This is a genomic window from Cellulomonas sp. P5_C6, from assembly GCF_054049635.1.
This window is the reverse complement of record NZ_JBFULZ010000069.1, coordinates 1-18,862: the sequence shown is the minus strand read 5'-3', so window position 1 is coordinate 18,862 and position 18,862 is coordinate 1. Positions and strand designations below refer to the sequence as shown.

Sequence of the window (18,862 nt, the reverse complement as noted above, 5' to 3'; positions counted from 1 at the left end):
GCCCGCGACCGAGGGCCAGCGCGGCGGGCAGCACGACCTCGAGCCGCTTGCCGCCGACCTCGACGACCACGCGCTCGAGGGCGGCGGGCTCGTCGTCCTCGTCGTCCTCCGGCGGCGCCGCCGGGGCCAGCGCCGCGACCGTCTCGGCGAACTCGGTCTCGATCCAGCRGGTGTGCACGGAGAACGGCTGCGCGGGGTCGGTCGGCGCGAACGCCTCGGCCTCGAGCACCGCGCGGTGGAACGGGACGACGGTCGGGATGCCGACCACCTCGAGCTCCGCCAGCGCGCGCCGGGCCCGGGCGAGCGCCTGCGGCCGGTCGGCGCCGGTGACGATGACCTTGGCGATCATCGAGTCGAACAGCCCGGAGATGCTGTCGCCCTCGGCCACGCCCGAGTCGACGCGGACGCCGGGGCCCGAGGGGAAGCGCAGCGTGCTGATGCGGCCGGGGGCCGGCAGGAAGCCCGCGCCCGGGTCCTCGCCGTTGATCCGGAACTCGATCGAGTGGCCGCGCGTCTCCACGTGGTCGTAGCCCAGCGGCTCACCGGCGGCGATGCGCAGCTGCTCGCGGACCAGGTCGATGCCGCTGATCTCCTCGGTGACGGGGTGCTCGACCTGCAGGCGCGTGTTGACCTCGAGGAACGAGATGGTGCCGTCCGCGGCCACCAGGAACTCGCAGGTCCCGGCGCCGACGTAGCCGGCCTCGCGCAGGATCGCCTTCGACGACTCGACGAGCATGGCGCGCTGGGCCCCGGTGAGGAACGGCGCGGGCGCCTCCTCGACCAGCTTCTGGTGGCGGCGCTGCAGCGAGCAGTCGCGCGTGGAGACGACGACCACCGTGCCGTGGGCGTCGGCGAGGCACTGCGTCTCGACGTGCCGCGGCCGGTCCAGGTAGCGCTCGACGAAGCACTCGCCGCGCCCGAACGCCGCGACGGCCTCGCGCGTGGCCRACTCGAACATCTCGTCGATCTCGTCGGACTCGCGCGCGACCTTCAGGCCGCGCCCGCCGCCGCCGAACGCCGCCTTGATGGCGACGGGCAGGCCGTGCTCGGCGACGAACGCGTGGATCTCGTCGACGCCCTGCACCGGCTCCGGGGTGCCCGCGACCAGGGGGGCGCCGGCCTTCTGCGCGATGTGCCGCGCGCTGACCTTGTCGCCCAGCGACTCGATGGCCGACGGCGGGGGACCGATCCACACCAGCCCGGCGTCGAGGACGGCCTGCGCGAACGCGGCGTTCTCGGCGAGGAACCCGTAGCCGGGGTGCACGGCGTCGGCGCCGGACCGGCGGGCCACGTCGAGCAGCTTGGAGATGTCGAGGTACGTCTCCGCCGCGCGGGCGCCGTTGAGAGCGAAGGCCTCGTCGGCGATCCGGACGTGCACGGCCTCACGGTCGGTGTCGGCGTAGACCGCGACCGAGCCGATCCGGGCGTCGCGACAGGCTCGGGCGATGCGGACGGCGATCTCACCGCGGTTGGCGATGAGGACCTTGGAGATGGCGGGCACGGCTCACCGTAACGCCCGGCACGGGTCGGACCGGTGCCCATGGTCCGCGCCCCCGCAAGATTGTCGATCCGGCCAACCGTCCAGGGTGCTGATTTGTAGGGATCCGCAGATGACGCGGCCGTGGTGGCGCCCCTGCGGCCGCGCGCTTGTCCGAACGCCACAAGGTGGGGGCGCAGAAGAGCCCGGCCCCTGGGGGACCGGGCTCGTCGTGCGGGCTGTCAGACGCGGGCGAGGAGGTTCTCCTCGGCCGGCGCGACGATCGGGGCGATGGGCTCCGTGGCCGGCGCCAGGCGGCGCAGGGCGAAGCCGATGAGGCCGAAGACCACGCCGACGCCCATCACCAGGGCGGCGACGCCGAAGGCGACGACCGAGGTGAACAGCGACGCGCGCAGGAACGAACCGTTCATGACGACGGCCTTGAGACCGTTGAGCTTGGCAAGGTCGGGGTCCTTGGCCTGGTCGGCGGGCGACATGCCGTCAGCGGTGAGCTTGTCGCCGAGCGCCTTCGCCTGGGTGGAGACCTCGGCGTACGTCTGGCCGCCGGTCGCCGTGAGGGCGTGGTGCTTGATGATGTCCGCCTGGGCGAACGCCTCCCACGGGGTGTCGACGAGCGAGCCGCCGAAGTGGGCCGCGTCGGGCGAGACCGTGATCTTCTCGGCCTTGAGGTTGCTGGAGACTGCTCCCCACGTCACACCGCCCGCGACGAGGAACACGGCGCCGGCGATGATCGCCAGCAGACCGGAGATGCGGACGAAGCGGTTGTTCTGCGCTACGGAGTTGATCGACATGTCAGTGTCCCTCGGACGCCCCTCTCGGGTCCGGCCTACCCGGCCCCGATGGGCCTCTCGGGCTGGCCCACAGGTAGATCGTTCACCTGCGGGAACGCGATTCCCTGGGACCTAGGTCAGGACCGGCTCCACAGGCTCGGGATGCTGACACCGACCTCGCCCAGCAGCTCGCGCAGCAGCGGCAGGCTCAGCCCGACCACGCCGTGGTGGTCGCCCTCGATCCTGTCGACGAACGGTCCGCCCAGCCCGTCGACCGTGAACGCACCCGCCACCGCGAGCGGTTCGCCCGTGGCCACGTACGCGTCGATCTCCTCGTCGGACAGGTTCGCGAACCGCACGGTCGTCGACGACGTCGCGCCCAGCATGGCCGGCACGTCCCGCTCGTCCATGAGCCAGTGGCCGGTGTGCAGCACGCCCGACCGGCCGCGCATCGTGCGCCACCGGGCCGTGGCCTGCTCGGCGTCCGCCGGCTTGCCGAAGATCTCGCCGTCGAGCTCGAGCATCGAGTCGCAGCCCAGCAGGAGCAGGTCGTCCGCGTCGTCGAGCTCGTCCGGCAGGTGCCGCGAGACGTCCTCGACCTTCGCCTGCGCCAGCAGCAGCACCGCGTCCGCGGGGTCCAGCGCACCGAACCGCTCGGTCGCCGCGGCCAGGACGGCCTCCTCGTCGACCCCCGACACCGCGACGAGCGGCTCGATCCCGGCGGCGAGCAGGGTGGCGCGGCGGGCGGGGGAGGCGGAGGCGAGCAGCAGACGGGTCACGGTGGGCGAGCCTAGTTCGTCGGCCGGCCGAAGGTCCTGGCCAGGTGCACCGCTGGGCGGGGCACAATGGGCGCGCGGTGGTCGGGTGCGCGCGGGCGGTACCGCCGGCCCGAGGTCAGGAGGAGGCGCTGTGGGTGACGCGACGAGGTCGTCGGCGAAGGACAGGCACGACGGCGACCCCATCGAGATCGACGAGCTCGACGACGAGTACGTCGACCCGGACCCCGACCTGCTCGAGCCGCCGGCCCAGTCGTGGCGGACCCGGACCGCGATCGAGATGGTCATCTCGGGGGCGCTCGGCCTGCTGGCGTCGTTCGTCCTGTCGATCGACGCCCTGAAGCTGGCGACCAACCCCGACGCGGCGCTCGGGTGCTCGATCAACTCCGTCATCGACTGCAAGGCCGTCGCGCTGACGTGGCAGGCGCACATCCTCGGCGAGTTCTTCCCCAACGCGTTCCTCGGGATCGCCGCCGAGTCCGTGGTCATCACCGTGGCGGTCGCCATCCTCGGCGGGGTGCGGTTCCCGCGCTGGTTCATGCTCGGCGCCCAGGCGATCTACACCGTCGGCTTCCTGTTCGCGTGGTGGCTGTTCTTCGAGGCCTACTTCGTCATCAAGGCCCTGTGCCCGTGGTGCCTGCTCATCACCGTCACCACCACGCTCGTGTGGGCAGGGCTGACGCGGCTCAACGTGCGGGACCGGGTGATCGACTTCCCCGGGACGTGGGGCGGCTCGGCCCGGCGGTTCGTCGACCACGGCAACGACTGGTTCGTCACCGTCGCGCTCATCGTGCTGCTGGCGGCGGCGATCGTGCTCAAGTACGGCTCGTCCTTCCTCTGACGGGGACGCCCCGGGTCCGGGGCCCGGACGCACGGAGGGCCGGTGGCATCGCGCCACCGGCCCTCCGTCATTCGTCGTCAGCCCGCGAACGCGGCCTTCAGCACGTCGAGCGGCAGCGCGCCCATGCCCAGCGCGCGGGCGTGGAAGTCGCGCAGGGAGAACTCCTCGCCCTTGGCCTCCGCCTTGGCGCGGGCCTCGTCGCGCGTCTCCTCCCAGAGCCGCTGGCCGATCTTGTACGAGGGCGCCTGGCCGGGCCAGCCCAGGTACCGGTTCCACTCGAAGCGGATGAACGCCTCGGGCATGTTGACGTTGGCCTTGAGGAACTCCCAGCCCTTGTCGGCGTCCCAGGTGCCGCCGCCCCACTCCTCCGGAGCCTCGAGGCCCAGGTGGACGCCCAGGTCGAACACCACGCGGGCGGCGCGCATGCGCTGGCCGTCGAGCATGCCGAGCCGGTCGCCCGGGTCGTCGAGGAAGCCGAGGTCGGCCATGAGCCGCTCGGCGTACAGAGCCCAGCCCTCGCCGTAGCCCGAGGTCCACGACGCCAGCCGGCGCCAGCGGTTCAGCGTCGCGCGCTCGAACACGGCCTGGCCGACCTGCAGGTGATGGCCGGGGACGCCCTCGTGGTAGACCGTCGTCTTCTCGCGCCACGTGTTGAACGTGGTGACCTCCGGCGGCACCGACCACCACATCCGACCGGGACGGCTGAAGTCGTCGCTGGGCGCGGTGTAGTAGATGCCGCCCATCTGGGTGGGCGCGATGCGGCACTCGAGGGTGAGGACGGGCACGGGGATCTCGAAGTGCGCGCCGTCGAGGGCGTCGATCGCCGCGTCCGACGTCTCCTGCATCCAGGCCTGGAGCGCGTCGGTGCCGTGCAGGGTGCGCGTCGGGTCCTGGTCGAGCAGGGCGACGGCGTCCTGGACCGAGGCGCCGGGGCCGGCGATCTGCGCGGCGACGGCCTCCTGCTCGGCGACGACGCGGGCGAGCTCCTCGAGCCCCCACCGGTACGTCTCGTCGAGGTCGACCGTGGCGCCCAGGAACTCGCGGGACCACAGGGCGTAGCGCTCGCGGCCGACGGCGTCCTGCTGGGGGGCCTGCGGGGCGAGCTCGTCGGTGAGGAACGCGGCGAGGGTCGCGTAGGCGGCACGGGCCGCGGTCGCGCCGTGCTCGAGCTCGGCGCGCACCAGCGAGCACGCGGCGGACTCGTCGAGCACCGAGTCCACCGCGTCGCCGGTGACGAACGTGGTGAAGAACGAGGTCTCCGGGTCGGCCAGCTCGGCCGCCTGACGGGCGCACTCCTCGACCTGGCGTGCGGCCGCGACGGCGCCGTTGCTCGCGGCGAGCCGCAGGGACTCGATGTACCCGTCGACGGCGCCGGGCAGGGCGTTCAGGCGGGCTGCGATGTTCGACCACGCCTCGACGTCGCCCGTCGGCATGAGGTCGAAGACGTCGCGCAGGCCCTGCACGGGCGACGCGATGTTGTTGAGGTTCCGCAGCAGCTCGCCGGCCTCGTGCAGCTCGAGGTGCAGGCCGAGGCGCTCCTGCATGGCGGCCAGGGTGATCCGGTCGATCTCGTCGGTCGGGGACACGCCGTCCAGCGCCTGGAGCGTGGTCCGGGCGAGGTTCGCGAGCGCGTCGAGCCCGGCCGGCGAGAGGTCCGTCATCTCGTGGTCGTGGCCCGCGATGCCCATCTCGGTCGCGGCCAGCGGGTCGAGGGTGGCGAGCTGCGTCACGTAGGCCTCGGCGATCGCGTCGATCGGGGAGGCGGGGCGCGGGTCTGGTGTGGTCGTCGTCGAAGTCACCCGCACGACACTACCGGGGGGTAGCACGTGCTTATCGGGTCAGCCCCGCAGGCTCCAGCGCCACGCGTCCGGGCCCGGTCGCAGGCCCACGCGGGTGCCCCGCATGGTGCGGCGGCGGTCCGCCCACGGCGCCGCGACGGCCCGGTCCGTGACCTCGGCGAGGCGCGCCCGCTCGGACGCGGCCGCCATCAGGCCGGCGACGAGGGCCGCCAGCTCCATGTCGTCGGGAGTGCCCCGCACGACCTGGACGTCGGCGTCAGTCATCGTCGTCGTCCTCGTCGTCGGGCTCGTCCTCCTCGAACGCGACGGCGGCCCCGCGGGACACGCCCCACTCGCCGACCTCGAATCCGGCGTCGACCAGGTGCTGCGCCAGCTCGGCACCGCCCTGCTCGACCAGGTCCAGCACGGAGTCGAGCGAGAGGTCCGACGTGCCGGGAGGGGGGCCGACGACGAAGCCGAGGTGGAACGTGTCGATCTCCGCGTCGCTGGGCGGGGCGTCCGCGTCGCCGTGCTCGTCGTCGCCCCAGGACATGCCCGTGAGGTCGGCGTGCAGGCCGAGACGCTCGTGCAGGAGGTCGTACAGCTTCGCGTTCAGGCCGCCGATCTCTGACTCCAGGGCCAGGACGCGGGGGTCCTCGTCGGCCTCGGTGGACCCGAACTCGGCGCGGACGCCGACCGCGACGTCGACGTAGCCGTGCAGCGCGGTGGCCAGCGCGGCGACGGCGGCGTGCAGGTCCGCCGGGTCGACGCCGACCAGCGGCTCCGGGCCGTGCGCCGGGTCGTCGTGCCCGTCGTGCTCGTCCGAGTGGTCGTGCGCGTGCTCGCTCACAGCGGGATGTTCCCGTGCTTCTTGGGCGGCAGGCTGGCGCGCTTCGTGCGCAGCAGCCGCAGGGCCTTCGTGATCTCCGCGCGCGTCTGCGCGGGCGCGATGACCGCGTCCACGTAGCCGCGGTCGGCGGCGTCCCAGGGGTTCACGATGGCCTCCTCGTACTCGGCGGTCAGGCGTCGTCGCTCGGCCTCGACGTCCCCGCCCGCGTCCGCGACGGACTTGAGCGCGCCCCGCTGCAGGATGTTCACCGCGCCGCCCGCGCCCATGACGGCGATCTGCGCGGTCGGCCAGGCCAGGTTGACGTCGGCGCCGAGCTGCTTGGAGCCCATGACGATGTACGCGCCACCGTACGCCTTGCGGGTGATGACGGTGACGAGCGGGACGGTGGCCTCGGCGTACGCGTAGATGAGCTTGGCGCCGCGGCGGATGATGCCGTTCCACTCCTGGTCGGTGCCGGGCAGGAATCCCGGGACGTCGACGAACGTGAGCACCGGGATGTTGAACGCGTCGCAGGTCCGCACGAACCGCGCGGCCTTCTCGGCGGCGTTGATGTCCAGGGTGCCCGCCATCGACATGGGCTGGTTGGCGACGATGCCGACCGGGTGCCCCTCGACGTGGCCGAAGCCGATCAGCACGTTCTGGGCGTACAGCGGCTGCACCTCGAGAAGTACGCCGTCGTCCAGCACGTGCTCGATGACCGTCCGCATGTCGTACGGCTGGTTGTCGGAGTCGGGCAGGAGGGTGTCCAGCTCCTCGTCCGACTCGTTGGGGGACAGCTCCGCGACGTGGTCGAACGTCACCGGGTCGGTGAGGTTGTTCTGCGGCAGGTAGGTCAGCAGCGCGCGCACGTAGTCGAACGCGTCGTCCTCGTCGGACGCCATGTAGTGCGCGACGCCGGACCGGGTGTTGTGCGTGGTGGCGCCGCCCAGCTCCTCGAAGCCGACGTCCTCGCCGGTGACCGCGCGGATGACGTCGGGGCCCGTGATGAACATGTTGGACGTGCCGTCGGCCATGACGATGAAGTCGGTCAGGGCGGGGGAGTACACCGCGCCGCCGGCCGACGGGCCGAGGATGAGGCTGATCTGCGGGATCACCCCGGACGCGGCGACGTTGCGGCGGAAGATCTCGGCGAACTGGGTCAGCGCCGCGACACCCTCCTGGATGCGCGCGCCGCCACCGTCGCTGATGCCGATGAGCGGGACGCCCGTGCGCAGGGCCAGGTCCATGACCTTGGTGATCTTCTGGCCGTGCACCTCGCCCAGGCTGCCGCCGAAGACCGTGAAGTCCTGGGAGTAGATGCAGACCGGGCGGCCGTCGACCGTGCCGTGCCCGACGACGACGCCGTCGCCCTCGATCCGCTTCTTGTCCAGACCGAAGTTGGTGGACCGGTGCCGCACGAACGCGTCGACCTCGGTGAACGAGCCCTCGTCGAGGAGCTGCTCGATGCGCTCGCGGGCGGACCGCTTGCCGCGTGCGTGCTGCTTGTCGACGGCCGACTGCTCGGCGTCCCGGGCGGCGTCGTAGCGTTCGGCGAGGTCCGCCAGCTTGGCGGCCGTGGTGCGCGGGGCCGTGTCGACGGGCTGCTGGGTGTCTGTCACCCGACCGAGGCTAGTTGTCGATGCCCTCCATGCACGTGCAGGCGGATCACGGTGTTGCCCGCGTCGGGGTGTCGGGTTCCCACAACGCACGCCATCATGGGCGCCATGCCATCGCTGCGTGTCGCCGAGCTCCGCGACCTCCTGCTCGCCCCGGCCGGACCGCTCTCGCGGGTCGAGATCGTCGAGCGCACGGAGTCGACGAACACCGACCTGGCCGCCGACCTGCGGGCCGACCCGCAGTCCTGGCCGGACGCCAGCGTGCTGGTCGCGGAGCACCAGGCCGGCGGGCGAGGCCGGGCCGGGCGCTCGTGGGAGACCCCCGCCGGGACCTCGCTGACCTGCAGCTTCGTCACGCATCCGCCCGTGCCCGCGGCGTCGTTCGGCTGGATCGGTCTGCTGGCCGGGCTCGGTGCCGTGAACGCGCTGCGGGCCACCGCCGGGGTCCCGGCGACGCTGAAGTGGCCCAACGACCTGCTGGTGCCGGCCGACACCGAGGTGGAGGGCTGGGGGGCGGCGCGCAAGATCGGCGGGATCCTCACCGAGGTCGTCGCGCTGCCGGACGGGCAGCCGCCGGCCGTCGTCATCGGCATCGGGATCAACGTCAGCCAGACCCTCGATCAGCTGCCGGTGCCCAGCGCGACGTCGCTCGCGCTCGCCGGCGCCCAGCACGTCGACCGCGAGGGGATGCTCGTCGCGCTCGTCGCGGCGCAGCTCGAGGTGGCCGGGCGGTGGCGCGACTCGGGTGGCGACGCCCTCGGGTCCGGGTTGGCCGACGAGATCGCCGCGGTGTGCGGCACGCTCGGGACCGTCGTGCGGGTGGAGCTGCCCGGCGGCGGCTCGGTGAGCGGCCTCGCGGAGCGGCTCGACGACGACGGCGCACTCGTGGTCGTCGACGACGCCGGGGTCAGCCACCGCGTGCTCGCGGGTGACGTGCGCCACGTCCGCGCCGCCGGGTGAACTACCCTCGACCCGTGCCGGACGATCGATCGCAGGACCTCGACTTCGTCGAGTCGACGGTGGGTGAGCTCGACGCGGAGCTGCTGGGCGGGGCCCGCACCCTGAGCGCCCGGGACCTGGCGGAGCGCGCCGGGATCGAGATCGACGTGGTCCGCGGGTTCTGGACCACCATGGGGCTGCCGCACGCCGACCCGGACGACCCGATCTACACCGAGCGCGACGCCGAGGCGATCGACCGCGCCGCCGCCCTCGTGCGCGAGCACGGCCTGGACCTGCGCACCGTCATGACCGTCACGAGGGCCCTCGGGCACACCTCCGACCGCCTCGCGCTGTGGCAGGTGGAGGCGCTGGTCGAGGACATGGCGGGGCGGTACGAGCTCGACGACACCACGGCGCGGCTGCTCGTCCTCGACCGGCTGGCCTCCCTGGCGCCGGTGCTCGAGGCGCAGCTGGTGCACTCGTACCGACGACAGCTGGCGGCGATCGCCGGTCGGTACGCCGGCGAGTTCGGGCAGCTCCGCGCGCCCGGMCCCGACAGCTCCGCCCTGCCGCTCGCGCGCGCCGTCGGGTTCGCCGACATGGTCTCGTTCACSCGCCGCACCGCCGGGCTCGGGTCCACCGACCTCTCGCAGTTCGTCCAGCGGTTCGAGGCCGCGGCGCGCGACGTCGTCTCGGCCGCCGGCGGGCGCGTCGTGAAGACCATCGGCGACGCCGTCCTCTTCGTCGCCGACAGCCCCGGCACCGGTGCGGTCATCGCGCTCGGTCTGGCCGACGCGCTGGGCAAGGAGCTCGACGTCGACCGCGAGACCACGACCGGCGGCCTGTTCGAGGGCGCTCGCGGCGTCACCCCCGTGCGGGTCGGGCTGGTCTGGGGGCGGGTGCTGTCGCGGTTCGGCGACGTGTTCGGGCCCGACGTGAACCTGGCCGCGCGCCTGACCGACATCGCCGATCCCAGCACCGTGCTGGTCGACGCCGCCACGGCTCAGGCGCTGTCGGACGACCCGCGCTTCGTGCTCGAGCCGCGGCCCGCCCGGCGGCTGGCGGGGATCGGGACGGTCCACCCGGTCCGGCTGCGGTCCGCGGGAGCGTAGGCGTGACCCGGGACCAGGAGAGCGCCGCATGATCGAGATCCTGAGCCCCGCCGAGCTGGTCAGGGCGCGGGCCACGGGCGCCCTCGTCGCCGACATCCTGCAGGCCGTGAAGAGCCGCACGACGGTCGGCACGAACCTCCTGGACATCGACCGCTGGACCCAGGCGATGATCGGCGAGGCCGGGGCGCAGTCCTGCTACGTCGACTACGCGCCGTCCTTCGGGCGCGGGCCGTTCGGCCACTACATCTGCACGTCCGTGAACGACGCCGTGCTCCACGGGCTGCCCCACGACTACGCGCTCGCCGACGGGGACCTGCTGACCCTCGACCTCGCCGTCTCCCTGGGCGGCATCGCCGCGGACTCGGCCGTCAGCTTCCTCGTCGGCGACGCGCGGCCCCCGGAGAGCGTCGCGATCATCGACGCGACGCAGCGCGCGCTGCGTGCCGGCATCGCYGCGGCCGCACCCGGTGCCCGGATCGGCGACATCTCCCACGCGATCGGCACGGTCCTCAGCGCGGCGGGCTACCCGATCAACACCGACTTCGGGGGCCACGGCATCGGGTCGACGATGCACCAGGACCCGCACGTCGTGAACACCGGGCGGCCCGGCCGCGGGTACACGCTGCGCCCCGGGCTGCTGCTCGCCCTGGAGCCGTGGGTCATGGTGGACACCGACGAGCTCGTCACCGACGCCGACGGGTGGACGCTCCGGAGCGCGACGGGCGGCCGGACGGCACACAGCGAGCACACGATCGCGATCACGGACGCCGGGGCCGAGATCCTCACGCTGCCGACGCGGGACTAGCCGGTCGGCTCGGGCTCGACCTCGTCCACCAGCGACGGGCCGTTGTTCGCGACGGTGTTGACCGCCGTCGAGACGGGCGTGGCCACGATCTGCGGCGCGGGGGCCTCCAGGAGCTCGCGGGCACCGTCGGCGCCGACGGCCGGGTCGAGCCACGCCGACCACGCCTCGGGCCGCAGCATGAGGGGCTGGCGGTCGTGGATGTGCACGAGCTCGTCGGAGGCCGGCCGCGTGATGACGGTCGCGCTGACCACCCACCGGTCGGGGTCGTCGTCGGCCCTGCTCGGGTCCTTCCAGAACTCGTACAGCCCGGCCAGCGCGACGACGTCGCCGTCCGCGGGGTGCAGGTAGAACGGCTGCTTGCGCTTGCTGCCGGTCGCCGGGTCGGGCTTCTTCCACTCGTAGTAGCCGTCGGCGGGCAGCAGGGCGCGGCGGACCGCGAAGGGGCGGGCGAACGCCGGCTTGTCGCCGACCGACTCGACCCGGGCGTTGATCATCCGGTTGCCGACCGACACGTCCTTCGCCCACGACGGCACCAGGCCCCACCGGGCCACCCGCAGCTGGCGGGTGATCTCACCGGTCTCGCGGTCCGCGCGCTCGACCACCATGCGCACACCGTCGGTCGGCGCGACGTTCCACGAGGGCGGCAGGAGCCGGACGTCGTCGGCGATGGTGGCGATGGCGAACTCGTCGGCCAGCGCCTGGTCCTCGCGGAAGGAGGCATAGCGACCACACATGGGCCCAGCGTGCCAGGAGCCACCCACGCGCGCCGGGCCGGCGGGGTGCCCGAGAGCCGAGACGGGATCGAATCGATTCGTTTCCTGTGGGAGGATGGGGCCCGATGACTTCTCGCACCACCCCTCCCGCACCGACCGACCCAGCGCCGGCCGCMGGCGTCGTACCCCCSGGRGTSGTGCCGGTCGTCGRSACCGCGCCCGCCCCGCAGTACCGCCCCAACGCCAAGTACGTGCTGCTGCTGGGCCTGATGTGCGCGCTGCCGGCCATCTCGACCGACATCTACCTCCCGTCGCTCCCCGACGTCGCCCGAGACCTCCACACCTCGGCCACGGCCGCCCAGCTGACCATGACGGCGATGCTCATCGGCGGTGCCGTGGGCYAGCTGGTCATCGGGCCGCTGTCGGACCGCTTCGGCCGCCGCAAGCCCGTGCTCATCGGCGTCTCGCTGCACGTCGTGACCTCGTTGCTCTGCGCGCTGGCCCCGGCGATCGTGCCGCTGATCGCGCTGCGCACCGTGCAGGGGTTCTTCAACGCGTCCGCCAGCGTCGTCGCGATGGCGATCATCCGGGACCGGTTCGTCGGCGCGGACGCCTCGCGCCTCATGTCGCGCCTCATGCTCGTCATCGGCGTCGCCCCGCTGTTCGCGCCGTCGATCGGCGGGCTCATCGCCGGGGAGTGGGGCTGGCGCGGGGTGTTCGTCGCGCTCGCGCTGTTCGGCGTGGTGCTGTGGGTCGTCGTCTGGCGCCGGCTGCCGGAGACGTTGCCGCCGGAGAAGCGTCGCGAGGGAGGCCTCACGGCCGCGTTGTCCGGGTACCGGCGGCTGCTGCGGGACCGGCACTTCGTCGCGCTGGCGATCCTGCCCGGCCTCGGCGTCGCCGTGCTGATGAGCTACGTGGTCGCGTCCCCGTTCGTGCTGCGCGAGGGGTACGGGCTGTCCGCGCACCAGTTCTCGCTGCTGTTCGCCGTCAACGGGATGKGCCTGGTCGCCGGCGCGCAGGTCAACGCGTCCCTCGTCCGGCGGGTCGCGCCCATCCGGATCGTGCGCGTCGTGCTGCCGGTCTCGTTGGGCCTGACCCTCGTGCTGCTCGCCATCGCGATCACGGGCTGGGGCGGCCTGACCGCGCTGCTGGTGGTCCTGTGGCTCATCCTCGCGATGGTCAACTTCGTGCCGCCCAACGCCTCCGCGCTCGCGCTCAGCCGGCACGGGGAGGTCGCGGGCACCGCCGCGGCGGTCATCGGGGCCACGCAGGCGGGCGTCTCGGGCATCGTCAGCCCGCTGTCTGGGCTGCTCGGCGGGGACGCCGTGGCGATGGCCGCGGTGATGGTCGGAGCCTCGGCCGCGGCCCTGCTGGTGCTCGCGCTGGCCACGCCCGCGTATCACCGCGACGGCGCCTGGGCGGTCTGAGCCTCCCCGCCCGATACACGTTCGAGTGACCCCGGGACGGCCTGCTGACCAGGCGTTTCGCCCATGCCGGGACAAGTCGCACGGGTGAATTGCGGTTGCACCACCCGGTGACCCGTCCGGCCCTGCCGTGCATCTGCCGATGTCTTTAGCGTGCCCGTCGACCCCCGCCTCGACGACCGCACGCCGGGAGACCCCCTGAGCGTGTGAGGCCGCCGGAAGGAACCGCATGCTGCGTCGCCTCGTGCTCAGCCTCCTCGTCGCCGTGCTCGCGCTCGGCGGTGCCGCCGTGCCCGCCGTGGCCTCGGGCAGCGCCGACCTGTTCCCCCGCGTCGGTACCTCCGACGCGGCGTGCGACGCGAGCCACCCGTGCCGGGCTGCGCTCGAGTGGAGGACGAACGCGTACGGCCCCGCGGGGGACACGCAGATCCAGCGCCGCACGCTGTTCACGGTGTTCGCGCAGGCCGGCGAGCAGATCCTCACGGGCTCGTCGTCGATCGGGACGGGCAGCGCGGACATCGCGATCTGGAACCCCGGCGTGGTCACCGACACCGAGGCCGGCACGCTGCCGGTGGTGGTCGACGGGACCAACGGGTTCAGCTGCGCGGCGCACCGGGTGGGCGCGGCGAGCCTCGTCGGCAAGATCGGCACGCGGACCCAGGAGCTGGCCCGTGCGCAGTCGGTGGACGGGACGCAGAACACCGCCGGCTACGTGCCCTGCGTGTACACGGCGCCGACCACCGGCCTCTACCGGGTGGCGTTCTTCGGGTCGGCGGGGATCAGCAACGCGGCGGACGGGTCGCCGGACCGTGACCTCAACCCGGCGAGCGGCTTCACGGCAGCGGCCGGCTCGTCGGTCAACGCCTGGGACCTCACGGTCCGCGCCGGCACGAGCGCCTCCTCCGTCGTCGACATCCCGGGGCGCGCGTTCACCTACGTGCTGGCCGGGTTCACGGGCGGCAACCCGCGGCCCGTGACCATGAAGCTGTTCCTCAACACGCTCGACGGCTACCGCTACGCGGTGGACACCCACGGCTTCGACCCCAACGGGTTCGTGTTCTACGGCAACCGCGAGGGGTTCCTCGACGCCGACGGGAAGACGCCCCTGAACCACGACGTCGTCGGCACGGGCACGGCCCCGCAGACGCTCCCGTCGCTGGTCGGCGGCGTGCACCTGGCCAAGGCGCAGTACCCGCTGTCGTTCGAGCCGCTGGCGTCCGAGACGCTGGCCGCCCTCGGCATCCCGACCACCCCCGTCCCGCCGACGCTGAGCGCCGTCGACTTCAGCGGACTGGCCACCACCCACGGCAGCTACGTCGGCCAGGGCGGCACGTTCCGGCTCGACGCCGGCTCCGGCGGCACCTACGAGATCGTCATCTCGCGCGACGGAGCCAACTTCGACGCCGGCCTGCCCGGCAACCGTGCGCTGCGCGGGGTCGTGCCCGCCGGGACCTTCACGGTGACCTGGGACGGCAAGGACAACAGCGGCGTCGCGCTGCCCGTGAAGAACGGGTACGCGGTGCGGGCGGTGCTGCGCGCCGGGGAGTACCACGCCCCCATGCTCGACGTGGAGAGCTCGACGCTGGGCGGTCCCAGCATCACGCTGCTCAACCCCCCGGCCGGCGTCTGCCCTTTCACCGGGGTGGCCAGCACGGGCTCCAACTGCAACCGGGTGTTCTACGACGACCGCACGTACCTGTCGAGCACGGGCGTCCGCGTGGGCGACCTGACCTCGGGCACGGTGTGCGCGGCCTTCTCGACGCCGCTGCCCGCCCAGCGGTTCGCCGACCCGGTGACCGGCGTCGACAGCACCAGCAACGCGCGCGCGTTCGGCGACGGCGCCGGCCTCAACGCGAACCAGTACTGCCCGGTGACGGGCGGCACGCTGGGCGACGCCAAGGGCCTCGACCTGTGGACGTACTTCCCGTCCAAGCAGACCGCGACCCAGCTCGACGTGCTCCCGGTCCCCACCGCTCCGGCGCCGGTCGACGACGCGAAGACGACACCGGTCAACACGCCGCTGGCCGTGGCTGCCCCGGGTGTGCTGGTCAACGACGCGGGCACGCGGCTCAGCGTCGTGACGTCGGCCACGACGACGCCCGGGCACGGCACGGTGACGACCAACCCCGACGGGTCCTTCACCTACACCCCGGCGGCGGGCTACATCGGGCCCGACCAGTTCCAGTACACCGTCACCGACGACTACGGCCAGAAGGCGACGGCCACCGTGCGGATCACGGTCACGCCGGTCGCGGTCGACGACGCGTGGACCACCACGGTGAACACGCCGCTGACCGTCCCGGCTCCCGGCGTCCTGGTCAACGACGTCGGCACCGGCCTCACCGTGGGCTCCCCGTCCACGCCGGCGCACGGCACCGTGGTCGTGGACCCGACCGGCGGGCTGCGCTACGAGCCCGACCCCGACTTCTCGGGGACGGACACCTTCACGTACGTCGCCTCGGACGGTCACCTCTCCGACGGGGCGACCGTGACCATCACCGTCACGCCGCAGGCCGCGGACGACGACCTGGGCACCGTGCCGGCCAACGTGACGACCACCGGCGACGCCCCGGGCGTGCTGGTCAACGACTCCGGCTCGGACCTCGAGGTGACCGCCGTCGGCCCGCCCGCCCACGGGACGGTCTCCATCGCCCCGGACGGGAGCTGGGCCTACACGCCGACCCCGGGCTGGGGCGGCACGGACACCTTCACCTACACCGCGACGGACTCCTCCGGGCAGACCACCGACGCCACGGTGACCGTCCACGTGACGGCGCCGGTGCAGCTGGCCCACGCCGTCGACGACACCGCGACGGGCGTGCCCGGGCAGCCGACGACCCTCCCCGAGCTGATCAACGACGTGCCCGGCGACAACCTCGCGTGGGACCCGACCAGCGTCCAGCTGCTCGACCCCGTGAGCGGCCTGCCGGTGAGCTCGGTGACCGTGCCGGGCGAGGGCACCTGGACGGTCGACGACGGCGAGGTCGTCTTCACGCCGGTGCCCGACTTCCAGGGCGACGCGCACCTCGACTACCAGGTGACCAACACGGCCGGGCAGGACGTCACGGCGACGATGACGGTCACGTACCCGCCGCCGCCGATCTCGACGCTGGCGGCGCCGCCGGTCCTCCAGGTGACGGTCACCGTGCCCGCGGGGACGCCCGCGACCCCGAAGCCGGCCGCCCACCCGACCACGGTGAAGGTCACCGTGCGCATCTCCGGAGGGGCGCACCCGACCTCGCTCGCGCACACGGGGTCGGACCCGGTGACCGGGCTCCTGGTCGCGTTCTCGCTGGTGGGCGCGGGTCTGGCGCTCGCGGTGGGCCGACGACGGCTGGCCGCCCGAGGCTGAGGCCGTCAGGCCCGGTGCAGCCGGTGCAGGCCCTCCACGGCCTGCTCCAGCACCTCGTCGCGCTTGACGAAGGTGAACCGGACCCACGGCCGTAGGGCGGTGTCGACGTCGGACCCGGCATGCGTGAACGCGGACACGGGCACGCCGACCACACCGGCGAGCGCGGGCAGGTCCCGGCACAGCGCGGCGCCGTCGGTGTACCCGAGCGGCGTGGCGTCGGCCAGGACGAAGTAGGTCCCCTGCGGCCGGACCACCGCGAAGCCCGCGTCCTCCAGCCCGCCGCACAGCAGGTCCCGCCGGCGGGACAGCGAGGCGGCGAGCTCGACCACCCAGGCGGCGACGTCCGGGTCGCGCAGCGCGAACGCGACCGCGGGCTGGAACGGCGCACCGTTGACGTACGTGAGGAACTGCTTCACGGTGCGCACGGCGGTGACCAGCGGTTCCGGGCCGGTGACCCAGCCGATCTTCCAGCCGGTGAACGAGAACGTCTTGCCGGCCGACGAGATGGTGAGCGTCCGCTCGGCCATGCCGGGCAGGGTCGCGATCGGGACGTGCACGGCGTCGGACCCGTCCAGCACCAGGTGCTCGTACACCTCGTCGGTCACCACCAGCGCGTCGTGCGCGACCGCCAGCCGGGCGATCGCCGCGAGCTCGTCGCGCGTCAGCACCGTGCCGGTCGGGTTGTGCGGGGTGTTCACCAGCACCAGGCGGGTCCGGGCGGTGAACGCCCTGGTCAGCGCGTCGAGGTCGAGCCGGAACCCGCCGGCCGTCGCGCGCAGGGGCGCCGTGGTGTGCGTCGCGCCGGCCATGGCGATGACGGCCGCGTAGGAGTCGTAGAACGGCTCGAGCGTGAGCACCTCGTCGCCCGGGCCGGCCAGCGCGAGCACCGTCGCCGCGATGGCCTCGGTGGCGCCGGCCGTGATCAGCACCTGGGACTCGGGGTCCCAGCGCAGGCCGTACCGGTCCCGCTGGTGCTCGGCGACCGCCTCGCGCAGGGCCGGGATGCCCGGTCCGGGCGGGTACTGGTTCGCGCCGGCGGCGATCGCGTCGGAGGCGGCCCGGGCGACGGACGCGGGGCCGTCGACGTCCGGGAAGCCCTGCCCCAGGTTCACGGCGCCGGTGCGCGCGGCGAGCGCCGACATCTCCGCGAAGACGGTGGCCCGGGGGACGCCGTCGTCGCCCATCAACCCGGTCGCGCGGGCGACGTCCTGCCAGCGGGGTGCAGTCATGCACCGAGGTTAGGGGGTGGCGGGGAACCGACCCGTCGCCGACGGGTCGTGAGCGGGTGCGCTCAGCTCACCAGTCCGGACGCGGCGGTGAGGCCCGCGACCACGACCAGTGCAAGGGACGCCCAGGCTGCGACGATCCACCACTCCACGTGGTGTCTCCGCAGAACCCGCTGCGCCTGACGTTCGGCCATACCTAGAAGATCGGCACGTCCCGCCCCAGGTACAACATCCCGCGCCGAGGAGCATCGAATTCACCCTTTCGGCACGCAACGGATCGCCGACTTGCGACACGATGCCGTCGTTCGTCGTTGCTGGACCGTGGAGAGGCGAGCCCGGATCGATCAGCTGCCGGCGGCGTCCAGCTTGTCGCTGAGCGTGGCGAGCTGCTGGGAGATCTGGTCGAGACCGTCGGCGGCGGCGCCGGTGGCGTTGCCCTTGGCGGTGTCGAGCTCGCTCCTGGCGTCGGCCAGCTGGGCCTTGGCGTCGTCGAGCGACTGCTGCGAGGCGGCGGACCCGTCGGACTTGGCCTTCTCGAGCGCTGCCTGGGCGTCGGCGACGGCGCTCTGTGCGTCGGTGACGGCCTTGGTCGCGGAGTCGTCGAGGGTGCCCAGCTGGGTCTTGAGGTCGGTGATCTTCTGCGCGGCGGCGTCGGCCTCGGCCTGGGCGTCGGCGACCTGGGACTTGAGGTTGTCGACCGCGGTCTGCGCCTGGCTCGCGGCGTCCTTGGCCTTCTGCTTGGCGTCGTCGATGTCGGAGCTGGAGCACGACGCCAGGCCCGCGGCGAGGAGGACGGCGACCAGCGGGGCTCCGACGCGGGCGAGTCGAGGGCGGATCGGGCTGGGCATGCGGTCCTCCGGTGCTCGGGTCAGGTCGGGCCCACAGTCTGCCTCTCTGCGCACCGACACGCCCAGCGAGAAGGGGCCGACGCCCCGCCCTCTGTGGAGGCGGGGCGTCGGCGGCGAGCGGCTACAGCGCGGGGGAGGGGACCCGCTCGGCTGCTGCCTGCTCGCTGCGGCGGGCACGGACGTCTCCCAGGGACGTGCCGTAGTACGCCGCAGTCATCAGGTCCTTCATGTCGCCGATCATCGGCATCCGGGGGTTCGCGGGAGCGCACTGGTCCTCGTAGGCACCCATCGCGACCTCGTCGAGCCGAGCCAGGAACTCCTGCTCGTCGACACCC

The 18,862-nt window shown here is 73.2% G+C and carries 17 protein-coding genes; 6 read left to right on the top strand and 11 right to left on the bottom strand.

What is annotated here, in order from left to right:
* From ACXJKG_RS10165 to ACXJKG_RS10155, 3 genes are all read right to left on the bottom strand, one after another.
* The coding region (locus ACXJKG_RS10165) for an acetyl-CoA carboxylase biotin carboxylase subunit (RefSeq protein WP_456845645.1) at nt 1-1,501 on the bottom strand (1,501 nt) is incomplete at its 3' end.
* A 218-nt stretch (nt 1,502-1,719) separates the two neighbouring features.
* Nucleotides 1,720-2,289, bottom strand: a complete 570-nt coding sequence (locus ACXJKG_RS10160; protein ID WP_456845644.1) for an aromatic ring-opening dioxygenase LigA — start codon at nt 2,287-2,289, stop codon at nt 1,720-1,722.
* A gap of 116 nt (nt 2,290-2,405) precedes the next feature.
* Nucleotides 2,406-3,047 carry a nucleoside triphosphate pyrophosphatase gene (locus ACXJKG_RS10155; protein WP_456845643.1) on the bottom strand — a complete coding sequence of 214 codons (642 nt, stop codon included), beginning with the start codon at nt 3,045-3,047 and terminating at the stop codon, nt 2,406-2,408.
* A gap of 130 nt (nt 3,048-3,177) precedes the next feature.
* On the opposite strand from ACXJKG_RS10155, the gene ACXJKG_RS10150 reads away from it, so the two are divergent.
* Entirely contained in the window at nt 3,178-3,885 is a 708-nt protein-coding gene (locus tag ACXJKG_RS10150; protein WP_456845642.1) for a vitamin K epoxide reductase family protein, read from the top strand.
* Nucleotides 3,886-3,962: 77 nt separating this feature from the next.
* Here ACXJKG_RS10150 and ACXJKG_RS10145 read toward each other — a convergent pair whose 3' ends face one another.
* From ACXJKG_RS10145 to ACXJKG_RS10130, 4 genes are read right to left on the bottom strand one after another with little or no spacing between them, the layout of a single operon-like run.
* Complete coding sequence (locus tag ACXJKG_RS10145) at nt 3,963-5,684, bottom strand: DUF885 domain-containing protein (protein WP_456845641.1); 1,722 nt, start codon at nt 5,682-5,684, stop codon at nt 3,963-3,965.
* A gap of 39 nt (nt 5,685-5,723) precedes the next feature.
* Nucleotides 5,724-5,948, bottom strand: a complete 225-nt coding sequence (locus ACXJKG_RS10140) for an acyl-CoA carboxylase subunit epsilon (protein ID WP_456845640.1) — start codon at nt 5,946-5,948, stop codon at nt 5,724-5,726.
* Nucleotides 5,941-6,513, bottom strand: a complete 573-nt coding sequence (locus tag ACXJKG_RS10135) for a hypothetical protein (protein WP_456845639.1) — start codon at nt 6,511-6,513, stop codon at nt 5,941-5,943. Before ACXJKG_RS10135 ends, ACXJKG_RS10140 begins: the two co-directional genes overlap by 8 nt.
* Complete coding sequence (locus ACXJKG_RS10130; protein ID WP_456845638.1) at nt 6,510-8,111, bottom strand: acyl-CoA carboxylase subunit beta; 1,602 nt, start codon at nt 8,109-8,111, stop codon at nt 6,510-6,512. The genes ACXJKG_RS10135 and ACXJKG_RS10130 overlap by 4 nt, the downstream gene beginning before the upstream one ends.
* Before the next feature lie 105 nt (nt 8,112-8,216).
* Between ACXJKG_RS10130 and ACXJKG_RS10125 the strand changes: the two genes are divergently transcribed.
* The 3 genes from ACXJKG_RS10125 to map are packed head-to-tail and all read left to right on the top strand — an operon-like array spanning nt 8,217 to nt 10,964.
* Complete coding sequence (locus ACXJKG_RS10125) at nt 8,217-9,068, top strand: biotin--[acetyl-CoA-carboxylase] ligase (RefSeq protein ID WP_456845637.1); 852 nt, start codon at nt 8,217-8,219, stop codon at nt 9,066-9,068.
* A 14-nt stretch (nt 9,069-9,082) separates the two neighbouring features.
* Nucleotides 9,083-10,159 carry an adenylate/guanylate cyclase domain-containing protein gene (locus ACXJKG_RS10120; protein WP_456845636.1) on the top strand — a complete coding sequence of 359 codons (1,077 nt, stop codon included), beginning with the start codon at nt 9,083-9,085 and terminating at the stop codon, nt 10,157-10,159.
* A 28-nt stretch (nt 10,160-10,187) separates the two neighbouring features.
* The gene (gene map, locus ACXJKG_RS10115) at nt 10,188-10,964 is read left to right on the top strand and encodes a type I methionyl aminopeptidase (protein ID WP_456845635.1); all 777 of its coding nucleotides are present in this window, start codon (nt 10,188-10,190) and stop codon (nt 10,962-10,964) included.
* Here map and ACXJKG_RS10110 read toward each other — a convergent pair.
* Nucleotides 10,961-11,698 (bottom strand): SOS response-associated peptidase, encoded by a 738-nt coding sequence (locus ACXJKG_RS10110; RefSeq protein WP_456845634.1) that lies wholly within the window; start codon nt 11,696-11,698, stop codon nt 10,961-10,963. The two genes, map and ACXJKG_RS10110, sit on opposite strands and share 4 nt — an antisense overlap.
* A gap of 104 nt (nt 11,699-11,802) precedes the next feature.
* On the opposite strand from ACXJKG_RS10110, the gene ACXJKG_RS10105 reads away from it, so the two are divergent.
* Together ACXJKG_RS10105 and ACXJKG_RS10100 are read left to right on the top strand one after the other, a co-directional pair.
* A complete protein-coding gene (locus ACXJKG_RS10105; protein ID WP_456845633.1) occupies nt 11,803-13,104 on the top strand; it encodes a multidrug effflux MFS transporter in 1,302 nt (433 codons plus the stop codon).
* 226 nt (nt 13,105-13,330) lie between these two features.
* A complete protein-coding gene (locus ACXJKG_RS10100; protein ID WP_456845632.1) occupies nt 13,331-16,453 on the top strand; it encodes an Ig-like domain-containing protein in 3,123 nt (1,040 codons plus the stop codon).
* 5 nt (nt 16,454-16,458) lie between these two features.
* On the opposite strand, the gene ACXJKG_RS10095 is transcribed toward ACXJKG_RS10100, so the two are convergent.
* The 3 genes from ACXJKG_RS10095 to ACXJKG_RS10085 all read right to left on the bottom strand — a co-directional run.
* Nucleotides 16,459-17,682 (bottom strand): pyridoxal phosphate-dependent aminotransferase, encoded by a 1,224-nt coding sequence (locus tag ACXJKG_RS10095; protein WP_456845631.1) that lies wholly within the window; start codon nt 17,680-17,682, stop codon nt 16,459-16,461.
* A 341-nt stretch (nt 17,683-18,023) separates the two neighbouring features.
* Nucleotides 18,024-18,527 (bottom strand): hypothetical protein, encoded by a 504-nt coding sequence (locus ACXJKG_RS10090; RefSeq protein WP_456845630.1) that lies wholly within the window; start codon nt 18,525-18,527, stop codon nt 18,024-18,026.
* A 121-nt stretch (nt 18,528-18,648) separates the two neighbouring features.
* The coding region (locus tag ACXJKG_RS10085) for a hypothetical protein (RefSeq protein ID WP_456845629.1) at nt 18,649-18,862 on the bottom strand (214 nt) is incomplete at its 5' end.